This is a genomic window from Allobosea caraganae (assembly GCF_003351345.1).
Classification (GTDB): Bacteria; Pseudomonadota; Alphaproteobacteria; order Rhizobiales; family Beijerinckiaceae; genus Allobosea; species Allobosea caraganae.
This window is the reverse complement of record NZ_QQTO01000020.1, coordinates 150110-174065: the sequence shown is the minus strand read 5'-3', so window position 1 is coordinate 174065 and position 23956 is coordinate 150110. Positions and strand designations below refer to the sequence as shown.

Genomic DNA, 23956 nt, shown 5'->3' with positions numbered 1-23956 from the left:
CGTGTCGGGTTGCGCTAGCGATCCAGTTCGTTCCGTTCAGTCGTCGCGACATGTCGGAACACCGATGGTGCATTAGATCGTCGGCTTAGGGTGCAATGCAAGAGGCTCGATGCGCATATACCGCCGCAAGCCCCGCGTTGTATGCAAGCGCACATGCAAGCCGTGCCTGCCCCTGCAACTTCCCGGCCACGCCCGGCCCTTTTTGAGGTTTCCCCCGGGATGAGTCGGCCTTAGCCGACCCCCAGCGATTTCAGTTTGCGGTGCAGCGCCGAGCGCTCCATGCCGATGAATTCGGCCGTTCGCGAGATGTTTCCAGAGAAGCGCGCGATCTGGGCGATGAGGTACTCGCGCTCGAAGATCTCGCGCGCGTCCCGCAGCGGCAGGCTCATCAGCCGCTCGCCGCCGGAGCCGGACGGCGTCGTCGGCACCATGGCGCCGACCTCGGCCGGCAGCATCTCGATCGTGATGTCCGCCGTGGGATCGCCCTTGGTCAGGATCATCAGCCGCTCGACGTTGTTGCGCAGCTCGCGGACGTTGCCCGGCCATTCGTGCGATTGCAGGACGGCCATGGCGTCGCCGCCGATGCGCCGCTTAGGCAGGCCGGTCGCGACCGAGATCTGGTCCATGAAGAACTCGATCAGCTCAGGCACGTCCTCGCGCCGCTCCGACAGCGACGGCACCTTGACCGGCACGACGCTGAGCCGGTGGTAGAGGTCTTCGCGGAAGGTCCCGTCAGCGATCAGCTGGGCCAGGTTGCGGCTGGTCGAGGAGATGATGCGGACGTCGACATGCACCCGCGTCGCCCCGCCGACGCGCTGGAAGTTCTGGTCGACCAGCACGCGCAGGATGCGGTTCTGCGTCTCGCGCGGCATGTCGCCGATCTCGTCGATATAGAGCGAGCCGCCATGCGCCTCCTCCAGCGCGCCGACCCGGCGCGAGCGCCCGTCGGTGCCCTCGATGCCGAAGAGCTCCTCCTCCATCGTCTCGGGCGTGATCGTCGCCGCGTTGATGACGACGAAAGGCCCCGTGGCGCGGCTCGAGGCCTCGTGCAGCGTGCGCGCCGCCAATTCCTTGCCGCAGCCCGGCTCGCCGGTGATCAGCACCCGCGCATTGGTCGGCGCCACCCGGTCGATGGTCTGGCGCAGCTGGTTGACCACGGTCGACTTGCCGACGATCCGGCTCGCCTGCGTCGAGCGCGTCTTGAGCTCGCGCACCTCGCGCCGCAGCCTGGAGGCTTCGAGCGCCCGCTCGGCCACCAGCACCAGCCGGTCGGCCTTGAACGGCTTCTCGATGAAGTCGTAGGCGCCGCTCTTGATGGCGGAGACGGCGGTCTCGATGTTGCCGTGGCCCGAGATCATCACCACCGCGAGGTCGGGATGGCTCTCCTTGATCAGGTCGAGAACCTGCAGCCCGTCGAGCCGGCTGCCCTGCAGCCAGATGTCGAGGAAGACGAGGTTGGGGCGGCGTGCGGCGATCGCCGTCAGCGCCTCGTCGGCGGAGCCGGCCTTGCGGGTGCGATAGCCCTCGTCCTCCAGCAGTCCGGCCACGAGTTCGCGGATGTCGGCTTCGTCATCGACGACCAGAATATCAGCGCTCATTCCTGGGTCCTGTTGTTATTGTCCTTGAAAGCTTCGGATATGTCGCGATCGACCGCGGCAAGCACGTCCGGCGGTCCAGCCTCGGGGAACCACAGCCTGATCCGGGCGCCGCGCGTGCCGTCCTGCGCGTCCGGCCGGTCGAGCAGCTCGATGCCGCCGCCATGGTCCTCGAGGATCTTGCCGACGATGGCCAGGCCCAGCCCCGTGCCGCCCTCGCGGGTGGTCATGTAGGGCTCCAGCAGCTTCTGGCGCTGGTCGGCCGGCAGGCCCTTGCCGTTGTCGATGACGTCGATGACGATCATGCCGTCGTCGCGCCGCTGGAAGGCGACCTCGATCCGTCCCGGGCCGCGCTCGTCCATCGGCACGGCCGCGATCGCCTCGGAAGCGTTCTTGATGACGTTGGTCAGCGCCTGCGACATCAGCCGCCGGTCGAACTGCGCCGGCACCGGCGTCGCGGGCAAGTTCTCCGAGATGGTCAGCTCGGGATTGCCGACCCGCATCAGGAAGACGATCTGGCGCACCGTCTCGACGATGTCCTCGCGCTCCAGCGTCGGCTTCGGCATCCGCGCGAAGGAGGAGAATTCGTCGACCATGCGGCGGATGTCCTCGACCTGGCGCACGATCGTCGCCGTGCACTGCTCGAAGATGTCCTTGTCCTCGATGATGACGCGGCCGAACTTGCGTCTGATGCGCTCGGCCGAAAGCTGGATCGGCGTCAGCGGGTTCTTGATCTCATGCGCGATGCGCCTGGCGACATCGGCCCAGGCGGCGGTGCGCTGCGCCGAGACGAGGTCGGTGATGTCGTCGAGCGTGACGACGAGCCCGGCTCCGGCCCCCTCGCCTTCGCGCACGGCGCGGACGTTGACCATGCGGTCGTGGCCGCTGCGCGTGATCGCGATCTGGCCTGAGCTCTGGCGCTGGCGGTTGTGCAGTGCATCGGCGACGAATTCGGCGATCTCGGGCGCGACCTGCGCGATCGGCTCGCCGAGCAGCCGCCCGCCGGTGCCGAGCAGGGCCTCGGCCGAGCGGTTGATGATGGTGACGTGGCCGTCGCCATCGAGGCTGAGCACGCCGGAGGAAACGCCGGAGAGCACGGTCTCGGTGAATCGTCGTCGTCGGTCGATGACTTCGCTGGCAGTGACCAGCCCGTCGCGCTGTCGACGCAGCTCGGCCGTCATCTTGTTGAAGGTCTCGCCGAGATGGGCGAGATCGCCCTCGGATCGTCGGATCGGCACCTGGACGTAGAAATTGCCGCTGGAGACCTGGTCGGTCGCGTGGATCATCCGCCGGATCGGCGCAACCAGTGCATTGGCGAAGCTCAAGCCGAGCCAGATCGCCGAGAGCAGCAGGATGACCGCGATCAGCGCGTACATCGAGGCGAAGGCGATCTGCACGCCCTTCCGGCGCGCGTCGATCGAGAGGTATTCGACCGCCGCCCCGCGCGCCACCGCCGGGAACTCGACCGCAAGCGGGTTCACCTCGCGCGCAACGAACAGGAAGCCGTCATAGGGCGGCAGCTTCACCAGCGCGCCGAAGATGCGCCCGGACGCTGGCAGCACGCAGATCGGCTCCGGCGACGCGCTGGCGTCTTCGAAGGTCGCCTTGTCGGGCTTGGGCGCATCGCGCAGCACGTCGATATTGGCGCGGACCACAACCGTGTCCGGCGGGCGCATCACGGCGGCGACCGGCAGCCCCAGAGCCGTGGCGCGGGCCGTCAGGAAGGTCTCGAACCATTTGCGGTCGACGTCGAAGGCGGGCTTGGCCCGGCCGAGATCGTCGGAGAGGATGCGGATCTCGCGGCCGAGCGACTGGCACTGGGCGGCGGCATAGGCATCGGCGACCTCGACCGATTTGAAGATCGCGTCGCGCATCCGGTCGGAGAACCAGGGCTCCAGCCCGCGCTCGATCGTCACCGTGGCGATGACCGCGACCAGCACTGCGGGCAGTGCCGCGATGATGCTGAACAGGCCGACGATGCGGACGTGCAGCCCGGCCGCAGCCGCTCCGGCCCGGCGCGCCCGAATCAGCACCGCCGTCTCGAAGGCGACGATGATCAGCAGCGCCAGGATCAGCAGGCCGTTGAGGACGAAGACGCCGATGACGACCTCGTGCACCGGCACGATCGGCGTCGAGCCCGACAGGACGAGGAAGGTCACCAGCGCCGAGACGAGCGCGAACACGACGACGAAGGCGCCGATCCACCCCGACACGCGGCGCGGCGGATCCTCGCCGCGCGGCGTGATCCTGATGTCGCTGATCGAGGCGGTCACGAGATGCCAACAACTCCATTGCAGGCCGGCGGGTGCCGGACGGGCGCGTCACTGATGCGCCGCCGCAACGGTGTTGTCAAAATGTGACGTATGAAAGGCGGAGCCGCCCTATTTCGCAGCAAAGCGTGTTCCGCAAACGTGGGACGCACGTTTGCGACGAGAGCTTGATCGAGAGACGGCTCAGCGCGGCGAGCGCACCACCTGCATGTCGAGCTCGCGAATCTTCTTGCGCAGCGTGTTGCGATTGAGCCCGAGCAGCTCGGCCGCGCGGATCTGATTGCCCCGCGTCGCCGCCAGCGCAGCAGCGATCAAGGGCGGCTCGACCTCGCGCAGGATGCGGTGATAGAGGCCGGGCGGCGGGATATTGTCGCCGAACCCGCCGAAATACTGGTTGAGATGGCGCTCGACCGAGCCCGACAGCGTCTCGGCCCGCTCCGGGCCGGGGCTGCTCGAGAAGCTCGAGGCGGAGGAGGCCGGCTGCAGCTCGGCCTCGACGATCGGGGCGGTGATCGTCTCCTGCGGATAGAGCGCGGCCAGGCGGCGGACGAGGTTCTCCAGCTCGCGGACGTTGCCGGGCCAGCGATAGCGCCGCATCACGTCCATCGCTTCCGAATCGATCTGCTTGCGCGGCAGCCCCTCCTTCTCGACCAGCGAGAAGAAGTGCCTGACGAGGTCCGGAATGTCCTCGACTCGCTCGCGCAGCGGCGGCAGGCGGATCGGCACCACGTTCAGGCGGAAGAACAGGTCCTCGCGGAACAGCCCCTGCGCGATCGAGATGCGCAGGTCCTTGTTGGTCGCGGCGACGATGCGGACATTGGTCTTGATCGGGGTGCGTCCGCCGACCGTGGTGTACTCACCCTGCTGCAGCACGCGCAGCAGCCTGGTCTGCGCCTCCATCGGCATGTCGCCGATCTCGTCGAGGAAGAGCGTGCCGCCCTCGGCCTGCTCGAAGCGGCCGGACGAGCGGGTCAGCGCGCCGGTGAAGGCGCCCTTCTCATGGCCGAACAGCTCGGATTCGATCAGGTCCTTCGGGATCGCGGCCATGTTGATCGCGACGAAGGGGCCGTTGCGGCGCTTGCCGTAGTCGTGCAGCGCGCGCGCCACCAGCTCCTTGCCGGTGCCCGACTCGCCGTTGATCATCACGGTGAGGTCGATCGGCATCAGCCGCGCCAGCGCCCGGTAGACGTCCTGCATCGCCGGCGAGCGGCCGATCAGCGGGATATCGTCCGGCTCGGCCGCGGCAGCAGCGCGCCCACCGTCGCCGCGCGGCCGCGACAGCGCGCGCCCGACGATGGCGACGAGCTCCTTCAGGTCGAAGGGCTTGGGCAGATACTCGTAGGCGCCGCGCTCGGAGGCCTTGATCGCCGTCATGAACGTGTTCTGCGCGCTCATCACGATGATCGGCAGCTCCGGCCTGACGCGCTTGATGCGCGGCAGCAGGTCGAAGGCGTTGCCGTCCGGCATCACGACGTCGGTGATGATCAGGTCGCCGAGCCCCTGCGCCGCCCAGGTCCAGAGCGTCGCCGCCTGCCCGGTGGTGCGCACCTCGTAACCCGCCCTGGCGAGGGCCTGATTGAGCACCGTACGGATCGCGGCGTCGTCGTCGGCGATGAGAATGTTACCGCTTGGCATTCAATCTTGTCCCAGGCCTTCGTTCTCAGCCGATCCGGGTGGACCGAGCCTCATGCAATGGCAGAAGAATTCGAAACGTCGTGCGCCGAGGCACCGACTCGCATTCGACGATTCCGCCGTGATCGCCGATCACCTTGGCAACGAGTGCAAGTCCAAGGCCACTGCCCTGGGCCTTGGTCGTGACGAAGGGGTCGAACAGGTGCGAGAGGATGTCGGCGGGCACGCCGGGGCCGTTGTCGCGGATGCCGATTTCGAGCGGCAGCGCGATCCGGCCCGACGAGCCGGCGAGCTGCATGCGGATGCCCGGACGGTAGGCCGTCGTCAGCATGATCTCGCCATCGATCGCATGTTCGCCAATGGCTTCGGCCGCGTTCTTGACCAGGTTGAGCAGCACCTGGACCAGCTGGTCGCGATTGCCGGCCACCGGCGGCAGGGACGGGTCGTAGACCTCGTTGAAGCGGATATGGCGGGCGAAGCCGGACTGGGCCAGGCGCTTCACATGGTCGAGCACGTCATGGACGTTGACAGCGCCTCGCTCGCTCGGACGCTCGTCGCCAAAGAGCTCGACCCGTTCGACGAGTTTGACGATGCGGTCGGTCTCGTCGCAGATCAATTGCGTCAGGATGCGTTCGCTGTCGGGCACGGACGCCTCCAGCAGCTGCGCCGCGCCGCGAATGCCGGAAAGCGGGTTCTTGATCTCGTGGGCCAGCATGGCGCCGAGCGCAGTAATCGAGCGGGCTGCTCCTCTATGCGTCAACTGCCTGTCCATTTTTTCCGCAATTGTCCGTTCTTGCAGCATAAGAACGACCGCCTCGCCCTGATTGGGCAAGGGAGAGGCAAAAACATCGACGATGCGCTCGCTGCCGAGACGGGGCGAGCCGAGGTCGAGCCGGTACTCGCTGACGCTGGCGCCGCGGCGCTGCACCTCCTCGACCAGCGCCAGGACCGGCGAGCCGAAGGCGATCAGGTCGTCGAGGCGCTGGCGCTTTAACACGACCGCGCTGGACTGGAAGAAGTCCTCGGCCGCGGTGTTGGCATAGAGCACGCCGTGCCCATCGCCGATGATGAGGACCGGCATGGGCAGCACGTGCAGGGCTTGCAGTTCGATCGGATCGAGCATCAGCCCTCCCCGCGCCTCATCGGCGGCATCGATGAACGCCATCGTCATACGCAACTTCCTCGTTCAGGCCGCCTCGCGGCTGCTCAAGCTGGAAAACAGGCTCGCCAGTGCGCCCAGCGCCTGGCGTGGATCATCGGTGGTCAGCAGCAGCCGGCGCGCGGCCGCGTCCGGCTCGCAGCCGCTGGCGACGGCCTCGTCGGCATAGGCGGCGAGATGCTTGCGCGCATGGCGCACGCCCTGCTCGCGGCCCATCAGGCTCAGCAGGCCCTCATAGTGCTCCTGCGCCACGGCGAGCTTCTCCTCAGTGCCGAGCGCGATCACCTCGCGCCCTTCGAGAGCCGCCCCGATCGCGCCGACGAGCCAGGGCCGGCCCAACGCCGCCCGCCCGACCATGACGAGATCGGCGCCGGAGCGTTCCAGGCAGGTCCGCGCGTCCTCGGTCGTCTCGATGTCGCCATTGGCCACGAGCGGGAAATCGCCGGCGGCGCGCACGGCCTTGATCGCCGCCCAATCGGCGCTGCCCTTGTAGAATTGCTGGCGGGTGCGGCCATGCACCGTGATCATCGCCGCGCCGGCGTCGACCGCGCGCTTCGCCAGTTCGGGCGCATTGCGCGAGGCATCGTCCCAGCCGAGCCGCATCTTGACCGTCACCGGCACGTCGACCGCCGCCACCGCCGCCTCGACCAGCGACAGCGCATGGTCGAGATCGCGCATCAGCGCCGAGCCGGCCCAGCCGCCGGTCACCCGCTTGGCCGGGCAGCCCATGTTGATGTCGACGATGTCGGCGCCGGTGGCCTCCGCCAGCCGCGCCGCCTCGCCGAGCCAGTGCGGATCGCAGCCAGCGAGCTGGACGACATGCGGATGGACGCCGGTGCCCTCGGCCCGCAGCCGCGCCTCCTCGCTGCCGCGCACGAACTCGTCGGACGCCACCATTTCGGAAACCACGAGGCCGGCGCCATAGCGGGCCGCGATCCGCCGCATCACCACGTCGGTGACGCCCGACATCGGGGCCAGCAGCGCGCGCGAGGCCATCGCGACCTTGGCGATCACCGAAGCACTCTCGCCCGAATATGAGGCAGTTTCCATTATGATGATTTATTAGACATTGCTGCGTTTGCGCAAGAGGCGCGAGCTCATGTTGCAATGCGTCAACGTCGCACCCCTGCCGCACCGTATACTGGTATGGCGGGTGGCGGCTTCGATACGCGCTCTTGGCGATTGCGCAAGCGCTAGGTATCACCAAGGCCCATTCTGGAACCAGTTGCCGTGCCGACCGAAACCAAGATCGAAACTCTTCCGGTCGCCGCGCTCATCGTCGCTGCGGGACGTGGCCTGCGCGCAGGAGGCGAAACGCCGAAGCAATACCGCGAACTCGCCGGCAGCCCGGTTCTGCGGCAAGCGCTTGCCCCTTTTCTGGCCGAGGCGGCCATTAGCCAAATCATCACCGTGATCGGCGCCGGTGACGATGCGCTCTATGCCCAAAGCGTGGGCGCCATCGCCGATGCGCGGCTGGCCGCCCCCGTCTCTGGTGGCGAGACCCGGCAGGATTCGGTCAGATTGGGCCTCCAGGCGCTCTCCGGGAGCGGTTTCGACGGCATCGTCCTGATCCATGATGCCGCCCGCCCCTTCGTCTCCTCGGCCCTGATCGGCCGGGCGCTGGCGGCCGCCCGGATCGAGGTGGCAGCGATCCCCGCGCTCGCCGTCACCGACACGATCAAGCGCGTCGACGCGGCCGGCTGCGTCGTCGAGACGCCGCCGCGCGACCGGCTGGTCAGCGTGCAGACGCCACAGGCCTTCCGCTTCCGGCCGCTGCTCGCAGCCCACGAAGCCGCCGCCGCCGCTGATCTCACCGGCTTCACCGACGATGCCGCCTTGATGGAATGGGCCGGCCACAGCGTCGCGACCTTCCCCGGAGATGCCGAAAACGTGAAGCTGACCCATCCGCAGGATTTTACGAGCGCGACTGAGCACCTTGAACGCCGGCTGACCGTCCGGGTCGGCACCGGCTACGACGTCCATGCTTTCACCGAGGGCGACCATGTCTGGCTCGGCGGCGTCCGCATCCCGCATAGCCAGGGCGTCAAGGCGCATTCGGATGGCGACGTCGCGCTGCATGCCCTGACCGACGCCTTGCTCGGCACCTTGGCAGAGGGCGATATCGGCACGCATTTCCCACCGAGCGACCCGCAATGGCGCGGCGCCTCCTCGGACCGCTTCCTCGCCTTCGCGGCAAACCGCATTGCCGAACGCGGCGGCCGCATCGACCATCTCGACCTGACCGTGGTCTGCGAGGCGCCGAAGGTCGGCCCGCATCGCGACGCCATCCGCGCCCGCATCGCCGCGATCGCCGGCCTCACGCCCGACCGAGTCGCGATCAAGGCGACGACATCCGAGCGCATGGGCTTTACCGGCCGCGGCGAAGGGCTCGTGGCCTTCGCCACCGCCACGGTCAGGCTGCCCGAGCAGGAGTGAGACGATGTTCGACTTGCAGATCACGACGCTTGCCATCGAGGTCCTGGCGATCTGCCGCGAGCGCGGCCTCACGGTCGCGACGGTCGAATCCTGCACCGGCGGGCTGGTCTCCGGCGCGCTGACGGCGATCCCGGGCTCCTCGGATGTGGTCAATGGCGGGCTGGTGACCTATTCCGACGCCGCCAAGACGGCGCTGGCCGGCGTCCCGGCCGAGCTGGTCGCCGCGAAAGGCGCGGTCAGCGAGCCGGTGGCGCGCGCCATGGCCGAGGGCGGCAAGGCGAAGCTCGTCGCCGACATCGCGGTTGCGATCACAGGCGTCGCCGGGCCGGGCGGCGGCAGCGCGGAGAAGCCGGTCGGGTTGGTCCATTTCGGCTGCACCAGTGCGACAGGGACCGTGCATCGCGAAAAGCGCTTCGGCGACCTCTCGCGCGACGACATCCGCCGGCTCTCAGTGCTGGAAGCGCTCGATCTGCTGAAGCACGCGGCGCTCAGCCAATGATCGCGGCCGGCGCGGCGCCTTTGCCATAGACGACATCGGCCCGGCGCTCGAAAGCCTCCGCGAACTTGCGAAAAGCCTTGTCGAACATCGCGCCCATCAGCAGCCCGAGCATGCGGCTGGCGAATTCGTAGGAGATGAAGAAGCCGATCTCGCAGCCGCCGCCATCGAGCGGCTTGAAGCTCCAGCGATTCTCCAGGTGCCGGAACGGCCCATCGACATATTCGACCAGGATCTTGAAATTGGTGGGATCGAGCGTGACGCGGCTGGTGAAGGTCTCGTGGATCGCCTTGTAGCCGACGGTCATGTTGGCGATCAGCACCTCGCCGCCATCCTCGCGTGGCGTCCGCCGGCGCACCACCAGCCCCTCGCAGAGCGGCAGGAACTGCGGGTACTGCTCGACATCGGCGACGAGCGCGAACATCCGCTCCGGCGAATGCTTCACCCGGCGGCTGGTGTTGAACATCGGCATGAGGCGGGCTTACTGCCTCACTTGCCGAGCTTGGCGGCGCGCGCATCCCGCAGCCGCGCGAAATCCTCGCCGGCATGGTGCGACGAGCGCGTCAGCGGCGTCGAGGACACCATCAGGAAGCCCTTCACATAAGCGATCGCCTCAAAGCCCTTGAACTCCTCGGGCGTGACGAAGCGGATCACCGCATGGTGCTTGCGCGACGGCGCGAGGTACTGGCCGATCGTGATGAAGTCGACCTCGGCCGAGCGCAGGTCGTCCATCAGCTGGAGCACCTCGTTCCGCTCCTCGCCGAGGCCGACCATGATGCCGGATTTGGTGAAGATGGTCGGGTCGAGCTCCTTCACGCGCTGCAGCAGGCGCAGCGAGTGGAAATAGCGCGCGCCCGGCCGCACCGTCAGGTACTTGCCCGGCACCGTCTCGAGATTGTGGTTGAATACGTCCGGCTTGGCCGCGACCACGACTTCGAGAGCGCCCGGCTTGCGCAGGAAGTCCGGCGTCAGGATCTCGATGGTCGTACCGGGCGAAGCCTGGCGGATGGCGCGGATGACGCGGGCGAAATGCTCGGCGCCGCCATCCTTGAGGTCGTCGCGGTCGACCGAGGTGATCACGACATGCTCGAGCCCGAGCTTGGCGACGGCCTCCGCGACCTTGCGCGGCTCCTCATGGTCGAGCGGCAACGGCACGCCGGTCTTGACGTTGCAGAAGGCACAGGCGCGGGTGCAGGTGTCGCCCATGATCATGAAGGTGGCGTGCTTCTTCTCCCAGCACTCGCCGATATTCGGGCAGCCCGCCTCTTCGCAGACCGTGACGAGCTTGTTCTCCTTCACGATCTTCTGGGTCTCGGCCCATTTCGGCGAGCCCGGCGCCTTGACCCTGATCCAGTCCGGCTTGCGCAGGATCGGGTTCTCCGGGCGCTTCTGCTTCTCGGGGTGGCGCAGCTCCGGCGCGGTCTTCTCGGCATCCACCTTGGGATTGCCGGCATTGGGCCGCGGGTCACGGTTCAGGAGATCGAGAACAAGCGCCATAGGTACCATCCATAGCGCCGCCCCCGATCAGGAGGCGGCTGTCTTTCTAGGTAATCCGCCGCGTGCGTTGCGGCAACCGGACCTCAAAGCATTTTCAAGCGAAGTGGCTACCGGTTCGCATCAAGAAAATGCGTCAAATCATAAAGATAGGGCTGTTTTCCGGCCAGATCGAAAAGCGCTCTATGCGCGTCAGACCCTCGGCTTGCGCAGCGCGTTCCAGACCGTGATCACCACGACGGCGCCTATGACAGCCGCGATCAGGGTGCGGAAGAAGCCGAAGACCGGGATGTCGACCAGCTCGGCCAGGCGGCTGCCGATGAAGGACCCGGCCACGCCGACCAGCATGTTGGTGAAGATGCCATGGTCGGACGAGGTCAGCCGTTCCGCGATCCAGCCCGCCAACATGCCGATCAGCAGTGTCATGAAGAAGCCGTAGCCCGGCGTTCCGAGCGCTGCGTAGATGGTGTCGTTCATATCCCAGTCCTTTTGCCAGCCATCCGAATGGCGATATCAGCTTATCAGGCGATGAACCGCGCCAACAGGACCACGAGAATGGCCCCCAGCACGGCCATCGCCGCCTCGTCGACGAAGCCGTTCCCGGTGCGGATGCGCCAGCCCGTCAGCCGCACCAGCCCCTGCCCGACCAGCATGCCGAGAACACCGACGACGGCATGGCGGACCAGCCCGCCGCCGCCGACCACGAGGCTGGCGGCGAAGCCCGTCACCGTGCCGAACAGGATGGTCGGCACCAGCACGCGCCAATCCGCCGGCAGGCCGCGTCCGGGCGGCAATATCTCGACCTTGTCGTCCTCGACGACGCGGCCGGGTCCGCGAGGCTTGCGCGTGCGTGTGCTCATGGGCGCGATATGCCCATGAGCGCGATGGATTTCCAGCCCGCTCGCGGTTGAAGGCTTACGAGATCAGCCGCGCCAGCAGCACGACGACGATGGCGCCGATCGCGGCGGTGATGATCTGCGACACCAGCGGGTTGCCGATGCCGAGGTTGATGCCCAGCGCCGAGAGCAGGTAACTTCCGACGAAGGAGCCGATCAGGCCGGTGATGATGTAGCGGACGAGCCCGCCCCCACCGACGAAGATGCTGGCGAGCCAGCCGGCAACAAGACCGATGACGATGGCGACGACGATAGAGCGCATGTCCATGGCGATTCTCCAGCCCCAGGGAGGCCATCAGGAATCAGCTTCGCGACAAGGTCAAGACCGACGCAACGTCAGGATGTCAAGCGTTCAACACCTTGCCGTAGGCGTCGAGCACGCTTTCCTTCATCGTCTCCGACAGGGTCGGGTGCGGGAAGATCGTGTGCATCAGCTCTTCCTCGGTCGTCTCCAGGTTCATCGCGACGACGAAGCCCTGGATCAGCTCGGTGACCTCGGCGCCGACCATGTGGGCGCCGAGCAGCTTGCCGGTCTTGGCGTCGAAGATCGTCTTGACCATGCCGCTATCCTCGCCGAGCGCCACCGCCTTGCCGTTGGCGACGAAGTTGAAGCGGCCGACCTTGAGCTCGTGCCCGGCCGCCTTGGCCTTGGCCTCGGTCAGGCCGACGCTGGCGATCTGTGGCTGGCAATAGGTGCAGCCCGGGATCATCAGCTTGTCCATCGGGTGCGGATGCAGGCCCTTGATCGCCTCGACGCAAATCACCGCCTCGTGCTCGGCCTTATGCGCCAGCATCGGCGGTCCCGCGACATCGCCGATCGCATAGATGCCCTTCACATTGGTGCGGCAGAACTCGTCGATGGCGATGAAGCCGCGATCGGTCTTCACGCCGAGCGCCTCAAGCCCGATATTCTCGATATTGGCGACGACGCCGACGGCCGAGATCATCCGGTCGGCCGTGATCGTCTGCTTGCCGCCCTTCTCGTCCTCGATATGGGCGGTGATCGAGTCGGCTGATTTCTCGACCTTGGTCACCTTGGCGCTGGTGATGATCTTCATGCCCTGCTTCTCGAAGGCCTTTCGCGCGAAGGCGCCGATCTCGGCATCCTCGACCGGCACGACCTGCGGTAGCACCTCGACCACGGTGACCTCGACGCCCATCGTCCGGTAGAACGAGGCGAACTCGATGCCGATGGCGCCGGAGCCCATCACCAGCAGTGATTTCGGCATCTTGGCGGGCACCATCGCCTCGAAATAGGTCCAGATCAGCTTGCCGTCCGGCTCCAGCCCTGGCAGCGCGCGCGGCCGGGCACCAGTCGCGACGACGATGTGGTCGGCCGTGTAGGTGCCCTCGCCCTTGGCGTTCTTCGGCACCGGGCCCTGCGGCTGCATCGCCGGCTTCTTCGTCGGAGCCACCGTGATCGTGCCGGGCTTGGTCAGCTTGGCCTCGCCCCAGATCACGTCGACCTTGTTCTTCTTCATCAAGAACTGGACGCCATTGTTCATCCGCACCGCGATGCCGCGCGAGCGCTTGACGATGGCCTCCAGGTCCGCCTTGAACGTGCCTTCCAGCACGAGCCCGTAATCCTTGGCGTGCTGGCCGTAATGCATGATCTCGGCCGAGCGGAGCAGCGCCTTGGTCGGGATGCAGCCCCAGTTCGAGCAGATGCCGGCCAGATGCTCGCGCTCAACGATCGCGGTCTTGAAGCCGAGCTGCGCCGCGCGGATGGCGGCGACATAGCCGCCGGGGCCGGAGCCGATGATGATGACGTCGTAATCAGCCATGGTCGTTTCTCCGGCTCAAACCAGCATCGCCATCGGCTTTTCGATATAGCCCTTGAACGCCTGCATCAGCTCGGCGCCGAGCGCGCCGTCGACGGCGCGGTGGTCGGCCGAGAGCGTCACCGACATCACCGTCGCGATCGCCAGCGCGCCGTTCTTGACCACGGCTCGCTGCTCGCCGGCACTGACCGCGATGATGGTCGAGTGCGGCGGGTTGATCACCGCGGTGAACTCCTTGACGCCGTACATGCCGAGATTGCTGACGGCCGTGGTGCCGCCCTGGTACTCTTCGGGCTTGAGCTTGCGGTTCTTGGCGCGCGTCGCCAGGTCTTTGATATCGTTCGAGATCTGGCTCAGCGTCTTGTGGCCGGCGTCGCGGATGATCGGCGTGATCAGGCCGTTCGGGATCGCCACGGCGACGCCGACATCGACTTGCTTGTGCCGGAGCATGGCGCCCTCGGTCCAGCTGACATTGGCCTGCGGCTTGTCGCGCAGCGCCAGGGCGAGCGCCTTGATCACCATGTCGTTGACCGAGAGCTTGTAGGCCGGCTTGCCGTCCTTCTCGGGCGCGGCGGCATTGAGCTCGGCCCTGAGCTTCAGCAGCGCGTCGAGCTCGCAATCCACCGTCAGGTAGAAATGCGGGATCGTCTGCTTCGCCTCGGTCAGGCGGCGCGCGATCGTCTTGCGCATGCCGTCATGCGGGATCTCCTCATAGGAGCCCGGCTCGAACAGCTTCTTGGTCGCCTCGTCGGACGCTCCGGCGGCGAGCGGCGCGGCGGCCGGCTTCGGCGCGGCGGGAGCCGGTGCCGCGGCTGGTGCGGCCTTGACGGCCCCGCCCTGCTTGGCAGCCTCGATGTCGCGCTCGACGATGCGGCCATGCGGGCCGGAGCCCTGGACCTTGCCGATATCGAGCCCTGCGTCCTTGGCCAAACGGCGCGCCAGCGGCGAGGCGAAGGGCCGATCGCCCGAGACGGAATGGCCGCCGGTGTTGAGCCCGGCCGCGGCCGTCACCGCTGACTGGCTGACAGGGGCCGGAGCAGCGGCGGCCTGAGGCGCCTCAGCCTTCGGGGCTTCGGCCTTGGGCGCCGGAGCAGCGGCCGGGGCGGAGATGCTCTTGGCGTCCTCGCCCTCGCCGGCGATCACGGCGATGATCTCGTTGACCGCGACATCGGCCGTGCCTTCCGGCACGACGATCCTGGCCAAAATGCCCTCATCGACCGCCTCGACCTCCATGGTCGCCTTGTCGGTCTCGATCTCGGCGATGACGTCGCCGGACTTGATGGCGTCGCCTTCCTTCTTCAGCCACTTGGCGAGATTGCCCTTCTCCATGGTGGGAGAGAGCGCGGGCATCAGGATGTTGGTTGGCATGGCGTCAGCTCACTCTCGAAAGGGCGCGCGCGTCGGCGCAACGAGACGACTCAGTTGATGGCACAGGCCCGTCCGCCGGTGGTGGACGGGCCGCAATAGATCAAGGACGCCCCTTCGTCCCGCGAACGGGTCGGCAGAAGGAGCATGTAGTCGAGCAGTCCACTGCCCGCGCAGGACAGATGCCAAGACGCCGCCTTTGGCCCTAAGGCCGCGAGCGTTTGCTGAGAGTTCGGGCAGGCCCTGCCCCAACGCTCGCGCGCGAGAGCAGCGACTGATCTCGCGCGAGCTGCGGGCGCGAGGCGTTGGAACTCCGCATGCGTGAATGGCGTCGGCTTTATCAGCGATCGTTGAGCAAGCGCCGCCCGCGGTTCCTGCAGAGCGAGCAGCGCAATGCATCCGGCCATCCAGATAGCTGCGTGGCACAGGAAAGCTGAAGGCGCCATGCCTCGTCACCGATAGCAGACGGCTTTCACCGCCGCGATGACCTCGCCGATATTCGGCAAGGCGAGCTTCTCGAGGTTCGCCGCATACGGCATCGGCACGTCCTTGCCGGTGACGCGGGCGACCGGGGCGTCGAGATAGTCGAAAGCGGCCTCCATGATGCGCATGCCGATCTCGGCGGTGACGCCCGACTGCGGGAAGCCCTCCTCGACCGCGACGCAGCGATTGGTCTTCTGCACGGATGCGATGACGGTCTCGATGTCCATCGGCCGGATCGTGCGCAGGTCGATGACCTCGGCCTCGATGCCCTCCTTGGCCAGCGCCTCGGCGGCGCCGAGCGCATAGGTCATGCCGATGCCGAAGGAGACGATGGTGACGTCGGTGCCCGGGCGCACGACCTTAGCCTTGCCTATCGGGATCAGGAAGTCGTCGCCCTTCGGTACGTCGAAGGAGCGGCCGTAGAGGATCTCGTTCTCGAGGAAGATGATCGGGTTCGGATCGCGGATCGCGCTCTTGAGCAGGCCCTTGGCGTCCGACGCGCTGTAGGGGATCACGACCTTGAGGCCCGGCACGTTCGAGTACCAGGCGGTGTAGTCGTGGCTGTGCTGGGCCGCGACGCGGGCGGCGGCGCCGTTGGGACCGCGGAACACGATCGAGCAGCCCATCTGGCCGCCGGACATGTAGAGCGTCTTGGCAGCGGAGTTGATGATCTGGTCGATCGCCTGCATGGCGAAGTTGAAGGTCATGAACTCGACGATCGGCTTCAGGCCGGTCAGCGCCGCGCCGACGCCGATGCCGGCGAAGCCGTGCTCGGTGATCGGCGTGTCGATGACGCGCTTGGGCCCGAATTCCTGCAGCAGCCCCTGTGTGACCTTGTAGGCGCCCTGGTACTCGGCGACCTCCTCGCCCATCACGAAGACGTCGCCGTCGCGGCGCATCTCCTCGGCCATGGCGTCGCGCAGCGCGTCGCGGATGGTCATGTGGACGATCTCGGCGCCGGCCGGGAATTCCGACGAGGCGTCGTAGGACTTGGCCTGGGCCGGGACGGTTGCCGGGGCGGAGACAGCCGGCGCGTCCGCGACCGGCGTTTCTGCCTTGGCTTCGGGCTCGGCCGGCTTTTCAGCGGCCGGGGCCGGCTTCGGCGCGGCCGCGCCGTTCGCCGCCGCCTTGACGTCCTCGCCATCGGTGGCGATCACCGCGATCGGCGTGTTGACCGCGACGTTCTCGGTGCCGTCGGCGATCAGGATCTTGGCCAGGATGCCTTCATCGACCGCCTCGACCTCCATGGTCGCCTTGTCGGTCTCGATCTCGGCGATGATGTCGCCGGACTTGATGGCGTCGCCCTCCTTCTTGAGCCATTTGGCGAGCTTGCCCTCTTCCATCGTGGGCGAAAGCGCGGGCATCAGGATATCGATCGGCATGAATACACCCGGGATTTGACTGGACGCGGGATGGGAGGCGCCGGGCTTGAGAGACCGGCGGAGGCAAGGTTGGGACGGGCCTCAGGCCCGCGCCTTCTCCAGCGTGATATCGGTCCAGAGCTCGGAGACGTCCGGCTCGGGATCATGCGTCGCGAATTCGGCGGCGTCGTTGACGACCTCGCGCACCTTGGCGTCGATCGCCTTGAGCTCGTCCTCGCCGAGCTTGAAGTCGCGGGTCAGGCGGCCGCGCACCTGCTCGATCGGATCGTGCTCCTCGCGCATGCGCTGGACCTCGTCCTTGGAGCGGTACTTGGCCGGGTCGGACATCGAGTGGCCGCGGTAGCGGTAGGTCTGCATTTCCAGGATATAGGGGCCCTTGCCGGTACGGGCGTGCTCGATCGCGCGTTCGGCCGCATCGCGCACCGCGCGCACGTCCATGCCGTCGACCTGCTCGCCCGGGATGCCGAAGGACAGGCCGCGCTTGGAGAAATCGGTCTGGGCCGAGGCGCGGCTGACGGCGGTGCCCATGGCGTAGCGGTTGTTCTCGATGATGAACACGACCGGCAGCTTCCAGAGCTGCGCCATGTTGAAGCTCTCGTAGACCTGGCCCTGGTTGGCGGCGCCGTCGCCGAAATAGGTCAGCGATACCGTGTTGTCGTTGCGGTACCAGTTGGCGAAGGCGAGGCCCGTGCCGAGCGAGACCTGCGCGCCGACGATGCCGTGGCCGCCGTAGAAGTGCTTCTCGCGGCTGAACATGTGCATCGAGCCGCCCTTGCCCTTGGACAGGCCGCCGCGGCGCCCGGTCAGCTCGGCCATCACGCCGCGCGATTCCATGCCGCAGGCGAGCATGTGGCCGTGGTCGCGATAGCCGGTGATGACCTTGTCGCCCTCCTTCGCGGCCATCTGCATGCCGACGACGACCGCTTCCTGGCCGATATAGAGGTGGCAGAAGCCGCCGATCAGGCCCATGCCGTACATCTGGCCCGCCTTCTCCTCGAAGCGCCGGATCAGCAGCATCTCGTGATAGGCGTGCAGCTCCTCCTCTTTGGAGAAGACCGGCATGTTGCTCAGGGGCTTGTCGGCGCCCGACTTGGCTGGGTTGCTCTTGGTCGCGCCCTTGGCTGCGGCCTTCGATTGAGCGGGGGCTTTCGTCTTGCGCGCGGCAACGGCCATCGGCGATCCTCCAAAGATCAGTCGCCATTGGTTGTAGAGGATCGAAAAACCCTTGGCGAGAGAGGTGTCTCGCAATGCAACATGCACTTATGTCATTGTAAAAATTACAATTTCACAAATTAACCGAAATCCAGTTGATCGATGTGTCCGGGACTATTTGCCGGCACCGGCGCAAGGTTTCGCAAGGTCAATCTTCGTCGCGCCGACAGGGAGAAATCCACAGCCCCATCTCGCCAACGCCCCCGTTCTGGCTCATTGTCGCAAAGCCTCAACGCGAGCGTCGCCATGCCCAGCCGCATCCTCCTGGTCATTATCCTAGCGCTATCGCTGTCCGGCTGCGGCCGGGCCGGCTGTGGCTTTGGTGGCGGCGGCGGAAGTGGCAGCGGCGCCGGCGGGGGTGGCGGCTGCGGGATCGGCACGTCGTTCTAGAGCATCGGCCCGAAAAGTGGAATCCGGTTTTCGGAAGAATCCGATGCAATAACAAAGGCGTAGATCGCCATGCGTCCGATAGGACGCACGGCGATCGAGCTGCAAAAAGCAGGCGGCCGAATGGAGCCGCTAGTCCGGGCACACGCTAACAGGGCTAATGCCTCACCGGCCCATGATGATGACGTCGTTCTTGTGCACGCGCCCGAGCACGGAGCGCGCCCGCTCCTCGAGCATGTCGCGGTCGACCGCCTCGTCGCGCATCAGCGCGAGGCGCTGCTCCCAGCCCTTGCGCTCGGCCAGGAGGCCGGCGAGCTGCTCTTCCTCGGCCCTGAGCGATTCTTGAACATCGCCGCGCGCTTCCAGCCCCCGCGAGCCGTGCTGGGCATGGAACAGGAAATAGCCGACCGCCGCGCTCGACACGAGGTAGAGCAGGAGCGTGACGACAATGGATCTGACACCGCGGCGAACGACCATGCCAGAAGGCTAGGACGGCGCGGTTTCTCCAAGGTTAACGAATTGGCTTCGAGACATTCGCCGCGCCATCCGCCTGCGGCTGAGCCCCATTTGCAACAGCGATCAGGTCGCCCTCGACCCGCCGGGCTATCGGCAGGCGGAAATGCAGCGGGTCCCAGTAGTTCGAATCATCCCGCGTGATCGGCGAGGCATGGGCGTAGTCGACTATGGTCGCGCCATGCTTGGCCGCCAGCGCCCCGAGCTCAGCCTTGCAGGCGGCATAGCGCTGCCAGCCGGCCGAGCCCTCGCGCGGCAGCCCGCCGAGATGGACCGGCGGCAGCACGATCAGCTTGCGGGTCGCGGCCGGAAGCGCCGCGAGGGCAGCGTCGAGCCAATCCAGCGCCGGAAAGCGCCAGGACGCCTGCTCCGCGGCCAAAACCGCGGCCGGCGGCATGATCGGCGCGAGATCCGGCGCGACGCCGCCAGAACCCTGGAACAGATGGAAGCGCGCCCGGGCGAGATCGTACTGCGCCTCCGGCGGCGTGAAGACCTCGTAGCCGTCGCCGCGGATGCGCTCCGGCAGCAGCCCGAATCGATGGGCCAGAAGCCTTCCTGCGATCTCCAGCGTGGTCAGGTTGATCAGTTCCGGCCAGTCGTTCCAGATCTTGTCGTCGTAGAGCCAGGGCGGGAATGGCCGCGGCGTCAGGCGTTTCTCGGGTGCGGTCGCGTCTGGCGCGCACCAGAGCTGGTCGATGCCCCAGATCACGGCCTTCGGCACTGAGGTCTTGCGCGCGAAGAACTGCTCCATCTGGAGCTGCTCCCAGGGCGTCGCGGCGTTCATGGCGAGATTGACGACGCTGGCGCCGAATCCTTGCGAAAGGATGGCGGGGTCGAGCAGCCGCATGGTCGAGGTGCCGAAGACGGCGGCGTCGAAGCGGCCGGAGCGCACCAATTGCGGGTACATGAAGCGCTGGTTCAGATCCATCAGCGGCCGCGCCGCCTGCCCCGCCGAAACCCGCAAGCCGAACGGATCGAGCACCGCGATGAAGCCGAACAGGATGGCGACGAGCGCCAGCGCTGTCGCGAGGAAGCTCGTCGTCCAGCGTCGCCAGTCCGGGCCGCTCGCCACGGACTCAGCCAAGATGCGGCGCCCGCCGGCTGAGGAGCCATGCGCGGGCAGCGGCCGCGCCGGTCACGGCCATGATGGCCTCGCCTGCATCGAGGCTGGGCAAATCGAACATCGCATTCCTCCGGCGCGCCTTCTGCCACCAAAGCAGCCCTGGAACAATCAGGATGGCGGAACGAACGATGTTGACCCGCGCGCGGGGCCTCCGTATGTCAGCGGGCCAGTGAGGGCGGGTAGCTCAGTGGTAGAGCACGTGACTTTTAATCATGTGGTCGAGGGTTCGATCCCCTCCCCGCTCACCAGACATCCCTGACAACCTGAATATCGACGGCTGCCGATACCACGCGGTAGCAGCGCGCGCACCGGATCGGGGATCGCCGCCGTCTTGCCGGGTATCGCCGGGCGCAGCCGGAGCGCCTTCAGTCTCGCTTGCCTGAGAACCACTTGGGCGCCCACGCGAAGGCGAGCAAGCAGGCACCGGCGATCAATCCAACAATTCCGAGCTGAAGCAGGAATTCGCCAGGCTGGTCGTTCCAACGCACGGTTGAGCAGGCGCCCGCGCCATAACGGGATGTGGTTTTGCAGGGCCTTATCTCGCCGGATAGCAGCGCCGCGATCAGCAGCCAGGCGAAGCCGCCTGCAATGATTCCCAAAGGAATTCTTGCCCAAAGCGGCGACATGAATCTCGGCTCCTGGCTTTGTTGCGACCCCCGGCATGATGAGCGCGCCGCGGCCGCCCCGCATCCGCCATTTGCAGGATCGAGGTCGCGCCAAGATGGTTGCGCATCGCCCAGCGAGGCGGAAGAATGGCGCCACGCTGCGGGACGAGATCGATGAATATTGCTCTGGAGACAAAGCCCGAGACGCCGACCGGCAGGATCGGGAACCGTGACGAGTACCGGCTTGCGCGCCAGCGCATCGACGAACTCGCCGGCGTTCAGGACGAAACGCCGGAGGGGCTCGAGCTGGCGGCGCTCACCGTCGCGGTGCTCGACTACGAGGCCCGCTTCGGCGGAACGAAGGACGCCGCCAGCCGTTGAATCGGCCGCTACTATCGCAGCTTCGGGAGACGCAGGTGAAAGAACCGATCGTGATCCATACCGATGAGGACTACGAGCGTGCCCAGCTGCGCGTGAAGGAACTCGGCCGCCCGGCCGAGGGCAGCGCCGAGGAGAAGGAGCAGCAGGCTCTTGCCGAGGCGATGCTGTCCTGGGAGCTCAGGCACGACGAGGCGGAAGACCGGGACTGAGGGGCCTCACGGCCGCCTCAGCCGTCATTGCTCGCGTTGAGTTCGCCGGGCTCGATCGTGGTCTTCGGCGCAGTCGCGGGCATGTCGCACTCCTCGGGACCCGAACGCGGCAGGCCAGCCTGCGTTCCAGGCTCATGGAAACACGGGAAGACCGGCTCGCTCGACCGGGGCTCTGGAGCTGCGGATGGCGGCTTTCTAGCCGGCTCATCGCCGCCCCCGGAAAATGCAACGCACAAGCATGTGAACCAAATCGCCGTTTCGACGTTGGTCCGGCATGTGCCGCTCATGCGGCGTTTGAAGGAGGAAACCATGTTGAAGCGTCAGATCGCGTTGACCGCAATCGGCAGCGTCTTGCTCGCTGCGACGGCCATCGCCCAGACCAGCGCGCCGTCGCCGAGCGCGCCGTCCGCGTCGCCCCCGGCCGCTTCCACGGAAGCTGCCAAGCAGCCGGAGCAGAACCTGGCCGCGCCGGGCAAGTGGCGCGCCTCGAAGCTGATGGGCGTCGATATCTACGGCGCCGACGACAAGAAGGTCGGTGACGTCACCGAGGTCGTGTTCGACAAGAGCGGCAAGATCGAGATGGTGACCGTCGGCGTCGGCGGGTTCCTTGGCATCGGTGCGAAGGATGTCGCCATCCCGTTCGAGCAAATCACCTGGAGCGACGCCCCGATCGTTCAGCCCGCCCCGGCCCCGGCGGCCCCGTCCGGTGGTTCGGGCAGCATGACCGGCGCCTCGCCGACCCCGCCCTCGGCAGCGTCTGCCCCGAAGGGTCCGACCATGTACCCGGATCACGGCAAGATCGCCATGACCAAGGATCAGCTCACTGCCGCACCGGCCGTGACCTACGCCACGCGTTAACCGGCGGCGCCAACCGGCCCGCCTTCTCCAAGGCGGGCCGGCTTCTATTGGGAGGTCGCGTGCTCGCTTGGCCCTAGGGGCTCCTCGGCAGCTCCTCCGCAATGATGCCCCTGACTGCCTCGGGCAGGTCATCCGCGATGAGCCCCGCCCCGCTCGTTTCGCCGGCCTTGCCATGCAGCCAGACGGCAGCGCAGGCCGCCTCAAAAGCCGGCATTCCCTGCGCCAGCAGACCGGCGATCAAGCCGCCGAGCACATCGCCCGAGCCTGCCGTCGCCAGCGCCGACGATCCGGTCGCGTTGATCGCAGCCTCGCCCCCCGGTTCGGCGATCACCGTATCCGAGCCTTTCAGCACAATGACCGCGCCCGCATAGGCAGCCGCCCGCCGCGCCCGCTCGAGCTTCGACGGTGCTTGCACGATCTCCGGCAACGCGCCGAACAGGCGCTGGAATTCGCCTTCGTGCGGCGTCAGCACGCACGGCTTGCCGCGAGCAGTGATCGCGCGCTTCAACGATCGGGTGCGGGCGGCCAGCAAGGTCAGCGCATCCGCGTCGAACACCGCCGGCACCGCACTGCGCAGCACCGCCAGCACGCCTTGCCGCGCGACGCCGTCAAGCCCGAGCGCCGGTCCCGCCAGCACGGCGCCGAGCCTCGTCTCCGCCAGCATGGCCTCCAGCTCGGCCGGCTCCGCCACGGCTCGCTGCATCAGAGCGTCGGGCCCGCGCGCGGCATGGGCGGCGAGCGCCTCCGGCCGGCAGGCGATGGTCGCGAGCCCGGCGCCGATCCGCAGCGCCGCCCGCGCGCCGAGCCGCGGCGCCCCGACGCCGGCGAGACCGCCGGCCAGGACCAGGACCGCGCCGCGCTGATACTTATGCGTCTCGGCCGCATGGGCCGGCCAGGCATCGCGCCACAGCGCCGGCTCGTTGCGAAACGTCGTCGGTTTCAATGCGCCCGGCGCAAAGGCCACCTCGGCCGCGATCCCGATATCGGCAAGCGTGGTCACGCCGCAGAGCGACCGGCCGGGCTGCAGGAGATGGCCGGGCTTGAGCCGGAAGAAGGTCACGGTCTCGTCGGCCCGCACGACCGGCCCCTCAGCGCGCCCGCTTTCGCCCGACAGGCCGCTCGGCACGTCGACGGCGATGACGGTGGCGGAAGCCGCGTTCACACGCCGGACCATCTCGGCAACCTCGTCCGACAAGGCCCGGCTGAGACCGGCCCCGAACAGCGCGTCGACGACGAGCGCCACCTCCTCCGGCTTGGCCGCCGCAAGCGGCTCGATTGCGCCGGGCCAGCGCTCCGCCATCGCGGCGGCATCGCCCGTCAGCGCCGCTCGCGCTCCGGCCAGCGCCAGAGTCACGGCATAGCCGCGCTCGCGCAGCAGCCGCGCCGCGCTGAAGCCGTCTCCGCCATTATTGCCCGGCCCGCACAGCACGAGGATGCGCTGGCCCGGCCGCGCCCGCCGGCTGACCGAATCGGCCACGGCCCGGCCCGCCCGCTCCATCAGCACGAGGCCGGGCGTGCCGGCCGCAATCGCCGCCTGGTCGGCGCGCGCCATCTCCGCCGGCGTCAGCAACGCCAGCATGCTCTTGTCGGCTATGCCCATGCCGGCATCATCCGAGAGCGGCAGGCATCCGACAAGCCCACGCCCTGCCACGGATAATGGTCAACGATTTTGCATTTGC

At 67.3% G+C, this 23956-nt stretch carries 23 protein-coding genes and 1 tRNA gene; 6 read left to right on the top strand and 18 right to left on the bottom strand.

Features of this window, described 5'->3' with window-relative positions:
* Positions 1-230: 230 nt before the first annotated feature.
* The 5 genes from ntrX to dusB all read right to left on the bottom strand — a co-directional run bounded on the left by ntrX (position 231) and on the right by dusB (position 7706).
* Positions 231-1598 carry a nitrogen assimilation response regulator NtrX gene (ntrX, locus tag DWF00_RS13815; protein ID WP_114832035.1) on the bottom strand — a complete coding sequence of 456 codons (1368 nt, stop codon included), beginning with the start codon at positions 1596-1598 and terminating at the stop codon, positions 231-233.
* A complete protein-coding gene (locus DWF00_RS13810) occupies positions 1595-3868 on the bottom strand; it encodes a sensor histidine kinase NtrY-like (protein WP_114832036.1) in 2274 nt (757 codons plus the stop codon). Before DWF00_RS13810 ends, ntrX begins: the two co-directional genes overlap by 4 nt.
* Positions 3869-4048: 180 nt before the next feature.
* Positions 4049-5500: a nitrogen regulation protein NR(I) gene (gene ntrC, locus DWF00_RS13805; protein WP_114832037.1), complete on the bottom strand. Its 1452-nt coding sequence runs from the start codon at positions 5498-5500 to the stop codon at positions 4049-4051.
* A gap of 25 nt (positions 5501-5525) precedes the next feature.
* Positions 5526-6620: a two-component system sensor histidine kinase NtrB gene (locus DWF00_RS13800; protein WP_114832059.1), complete on the bottom strand. Its 1095-nt coding sequence runs from the start codon at positions 6618-6620 to the stop codon at positions 5526-5528.
* A 63-nt stretch (positions 6621-6683) separates the two neighbouring features.
* Positions 6684-7706 carry a tRNA dihydrouridine synthase DusB gene (gene dusB, locus DWF00_RS13795; protein WP_114832038.1) on the bottom strand — a complete coding sequence of 341 codons (1023 nt, stop codon included), beginning with the start codon at positions 7704-7706 and terminating at the stop codon, positions 6684-6686.
* Positions 7707-7886: 180 nt separating this feature from the next.
* On the opposite strand from dusB, the gene DWF00_RS13790 reads away from it, so the two are divergent.
* Together DWF00_RS13790 and DWF00_RS13785 are read left to right on the top strand one after the other, a co-directional pair.
* Positions 7887-9092, top strand: a complete 1206-nt coding sequence (locus DWF00_RS13790) for a bifunctional 2-C-methyl-D-erythritol 4-phosphate cytidylyltransferase/2-C-methyl-D-erythritol 2,4-cyclodiphosphate synthase (RefSeq protein ID WP_245973890.1) — start codon at positions 7887-7889, stop codon at positions 9090-9092.
* 4 nt (positions 9093-9096) lie between these two features.
* Positions 9097-9591: a CinA family protein gene (locus tag DWF00_RS13785; protein WP_114832040.1), complete on the top strand. Its 495-nt coding sequence runs from the start codon at positions 9097-9099 to the stop codon at positions 9589-9591.
* Here the strand turns inward: DWF00_RS13785 and DWF00_RS13780 are convergent.
* The 11 genes from DWF00_RS13780 to DWF00_RS13725 form a co-directional block, all read right to left on the bottom strand.
* Complete coding sequence (locus DWF00_RS13780; protein WP_114832041.1) at positions 9581-10060, bottom strand: type II toxin-antitoxin system RatA family toxin; 480 nt, start codon at positions 10058-10060, stop codon at positions 9581-9583. The genes DWF00_RS13785 and DWF00_RS13780 overlap by 11 nt on opposite strands.
* 17 nt (positions 10061-10077) lie before the next feature.
* On the bottom strand, positions 10078-11085 hold the full coding sequence (lipA, locus tag DWF00_RS13775) for a lipoyl synthase (RefSeq protein WP_114832042.1): 1008 nt from the start codon (positions 11083-11085) through the stop codon (positions 10078-10080).
* Between the two features lie 189 nt (positions 11086-11274).
* Complete coding sequence (locus DWF00_RS13770; RefSeq protein WP_114832043.1) at positions 11275-11559, bottom strand: GlsB/YeaQ/YmgE family stress response membrane protein; 285 nt, start codon at positions 11557-11559, stop codon at positions 11275-11277.
* A 44-nt stretch (positions 11560-11603) separates the two neighbouring features.
* The gene (locus tag DWF00_RS13765; protein ID WP_245973889.1) at positions 11604-11942 is read right to left on the bottom strand and encodes a GlsB/YeaQ/YmgE family stress response membrane protein; all 339 of its coding nucleotides are present in this window, start codon (positions 11940-11942) and stop codon (positions 11604-11606) included.
* 55 nt (positions 11943-11997) lie between these two features.
* On the bottom strand, positions 11998-12246 hold the full coding sequence (locus tag DWF00_RS13760) for a GlsB/YeaQ/YmgE family stress response membrane protein (protein WP_114832044.1): 249 nt from the start codon (positions 12244-12246) through the stop codon (positions 11998-12000).
* Between the two features lie 76 nt (positions 12247-12322).
* Positions 12323-13762: a dihydrolipoyl dehydrogenase gene (lpdA, locus tag DWF00_RS13755; RefSeq protein WP_114832045.1), complete on the bottom strand. Its 1440-nt coding sequence runs from the start codon at positions 13760-13762 to the stop codon at positions 12323-12325.
* A gap of 15 nt (positions 13763-13777) precedes the next feature.
* Entirely contained in the window at positions 13778-15127 is a 1350-nt protein-coding gene (locus DWF00_RS13750) for a pyruvate dehydrogenase complex dihydrolipoamide acetyltransferase (protein ID WP_114832046.1), read from the bottom strand.
* Between the two features lie 449 nt (positions 15128-15576).
* Entirely contained in the window at positions 15577-16989 is a 1413-nt protein-coding gene (locus DWF00_RS13745) for a pyruvate dehydrogenase complex E1 component subunit beta (RefSeq protein ID WP_114832047.1), read from the bottom strand.
* Positions 16990-17070: 81 nt separating this feature from the next.
* A complete protein-coding gene (gene pdhA / locus DWF00_RS13740) occupies positions 17071-18162 on the bottom strand; it encodes a pyruvate dehydrogenase (acetyl-transferring) E1 component subunit alpha (RefSeq protein WP_114832048.1) in 1092 nt (363 codons plus the stop codon).
* Between the two features lie 591 nt (positions 18163-18753).
* The gene (locus DWF00_RS13730; RefSeq protein WP_114832049.1) at positions 18754-19065 is read right to left on the bottom strand and encodes an FtsB family cell division protein; all 312 of its coding nucleotides are present in this window, start codon (positions 19063-19065) and stop codon (positions 18754-18756) included.
* Between the two features lie 34 nt (positions 19066-19099).
* Positions 19100-20185 (bottom strand): hypothetical protein, encoded by a 1086-nt coding sequence (locus DWF00_RS13725; protein WP_245973887.1) that lies wholly within the window; start codon positions 20183-20185, stop codon positions 19100-19102.
* 212 nt (positions 20186-20397) lie between these two features.
* On the opposite strand from DWF00_RS13725, the gene DWF00_RS13720 reads away from it, so the two are divergent.
* Positions 20398-20472 (top strand) — tRNA-Lys (locus tag DWF00_RS13720).
* 117 nt (positions 20473-20589) lie between these two features.
* On the opposite strand, the gene DWF00_RS13715 is transcribed toward DWF00_RS13720, so the two are convergent.
* Positions 20590-20850, bottom strand: coding sequence for a hypothetical protein (locus tag DWF00_RS13715; RefSeq protein WP_147283806.1), 261 nt, complete (start codon positions 20848-20850; stop codon positions 20590-20592).
* A gap of 153 nt (positions 20851-21003) precedes the next feature.
* Between DWF00_RS13715 and DWF00_RS13710 the strand changes: the two genes are divergently transcribed.
* The 3 genes from DWF00_RS13710 (at position 21004) to DWF00_RS13700 (ending at position 22277) form a co-directional block, all read left to right on the top strand.
* A complete protein-coding gene (locus DWF00_RS13710) occupies positions 21004-21210 on the top strand; it encodes a hypothetical protein (protein WP_114832050.1) in 207 nt (68 codons plus the stop codon).
* A 35-nt stretch (positions 21211-21245) separates the two neighbouring features.
* On the top strand, positions 21246-21419 hold the full coding sequence (locus tag DWF00_RS29435; protein WP_181832847.1) for a hypothetical protein: 174 nt from the start codon (positions 21246-21248) through the stop codon (positions 21417-21419).
* Between the two features lie 240 nt (positions 21420-21659).
* Complete coding sequence (locus tag DWF00_RS13700; RefSeq protein ID WP_114832051.1) at positions 21660-22277, top strand: PRC-barrel domain-containing protein; 618 nt, start codon at positions 21660-21662, stop codon at positions 22275-22277.
* A gap of 73 nt (positions 22278-22350) precedes the next feature.
* Here the strand turns inward: DWF00_RS13700 and DWF00_RS13695 are convergent, their stop codons facing one another.
* Positions 22351-23877, bottom strand: coding sequence for an NAD(P)H-hydrate dehydratase (locus tag DWF00_RS13695; RefSeq protein WP_245973886.1), 1527 nt, complete (start codon positions 23875-23877; stop codon positions 22351-22353).
* Positions 23878-23956 lie beyond the last annotated feature (79 nt).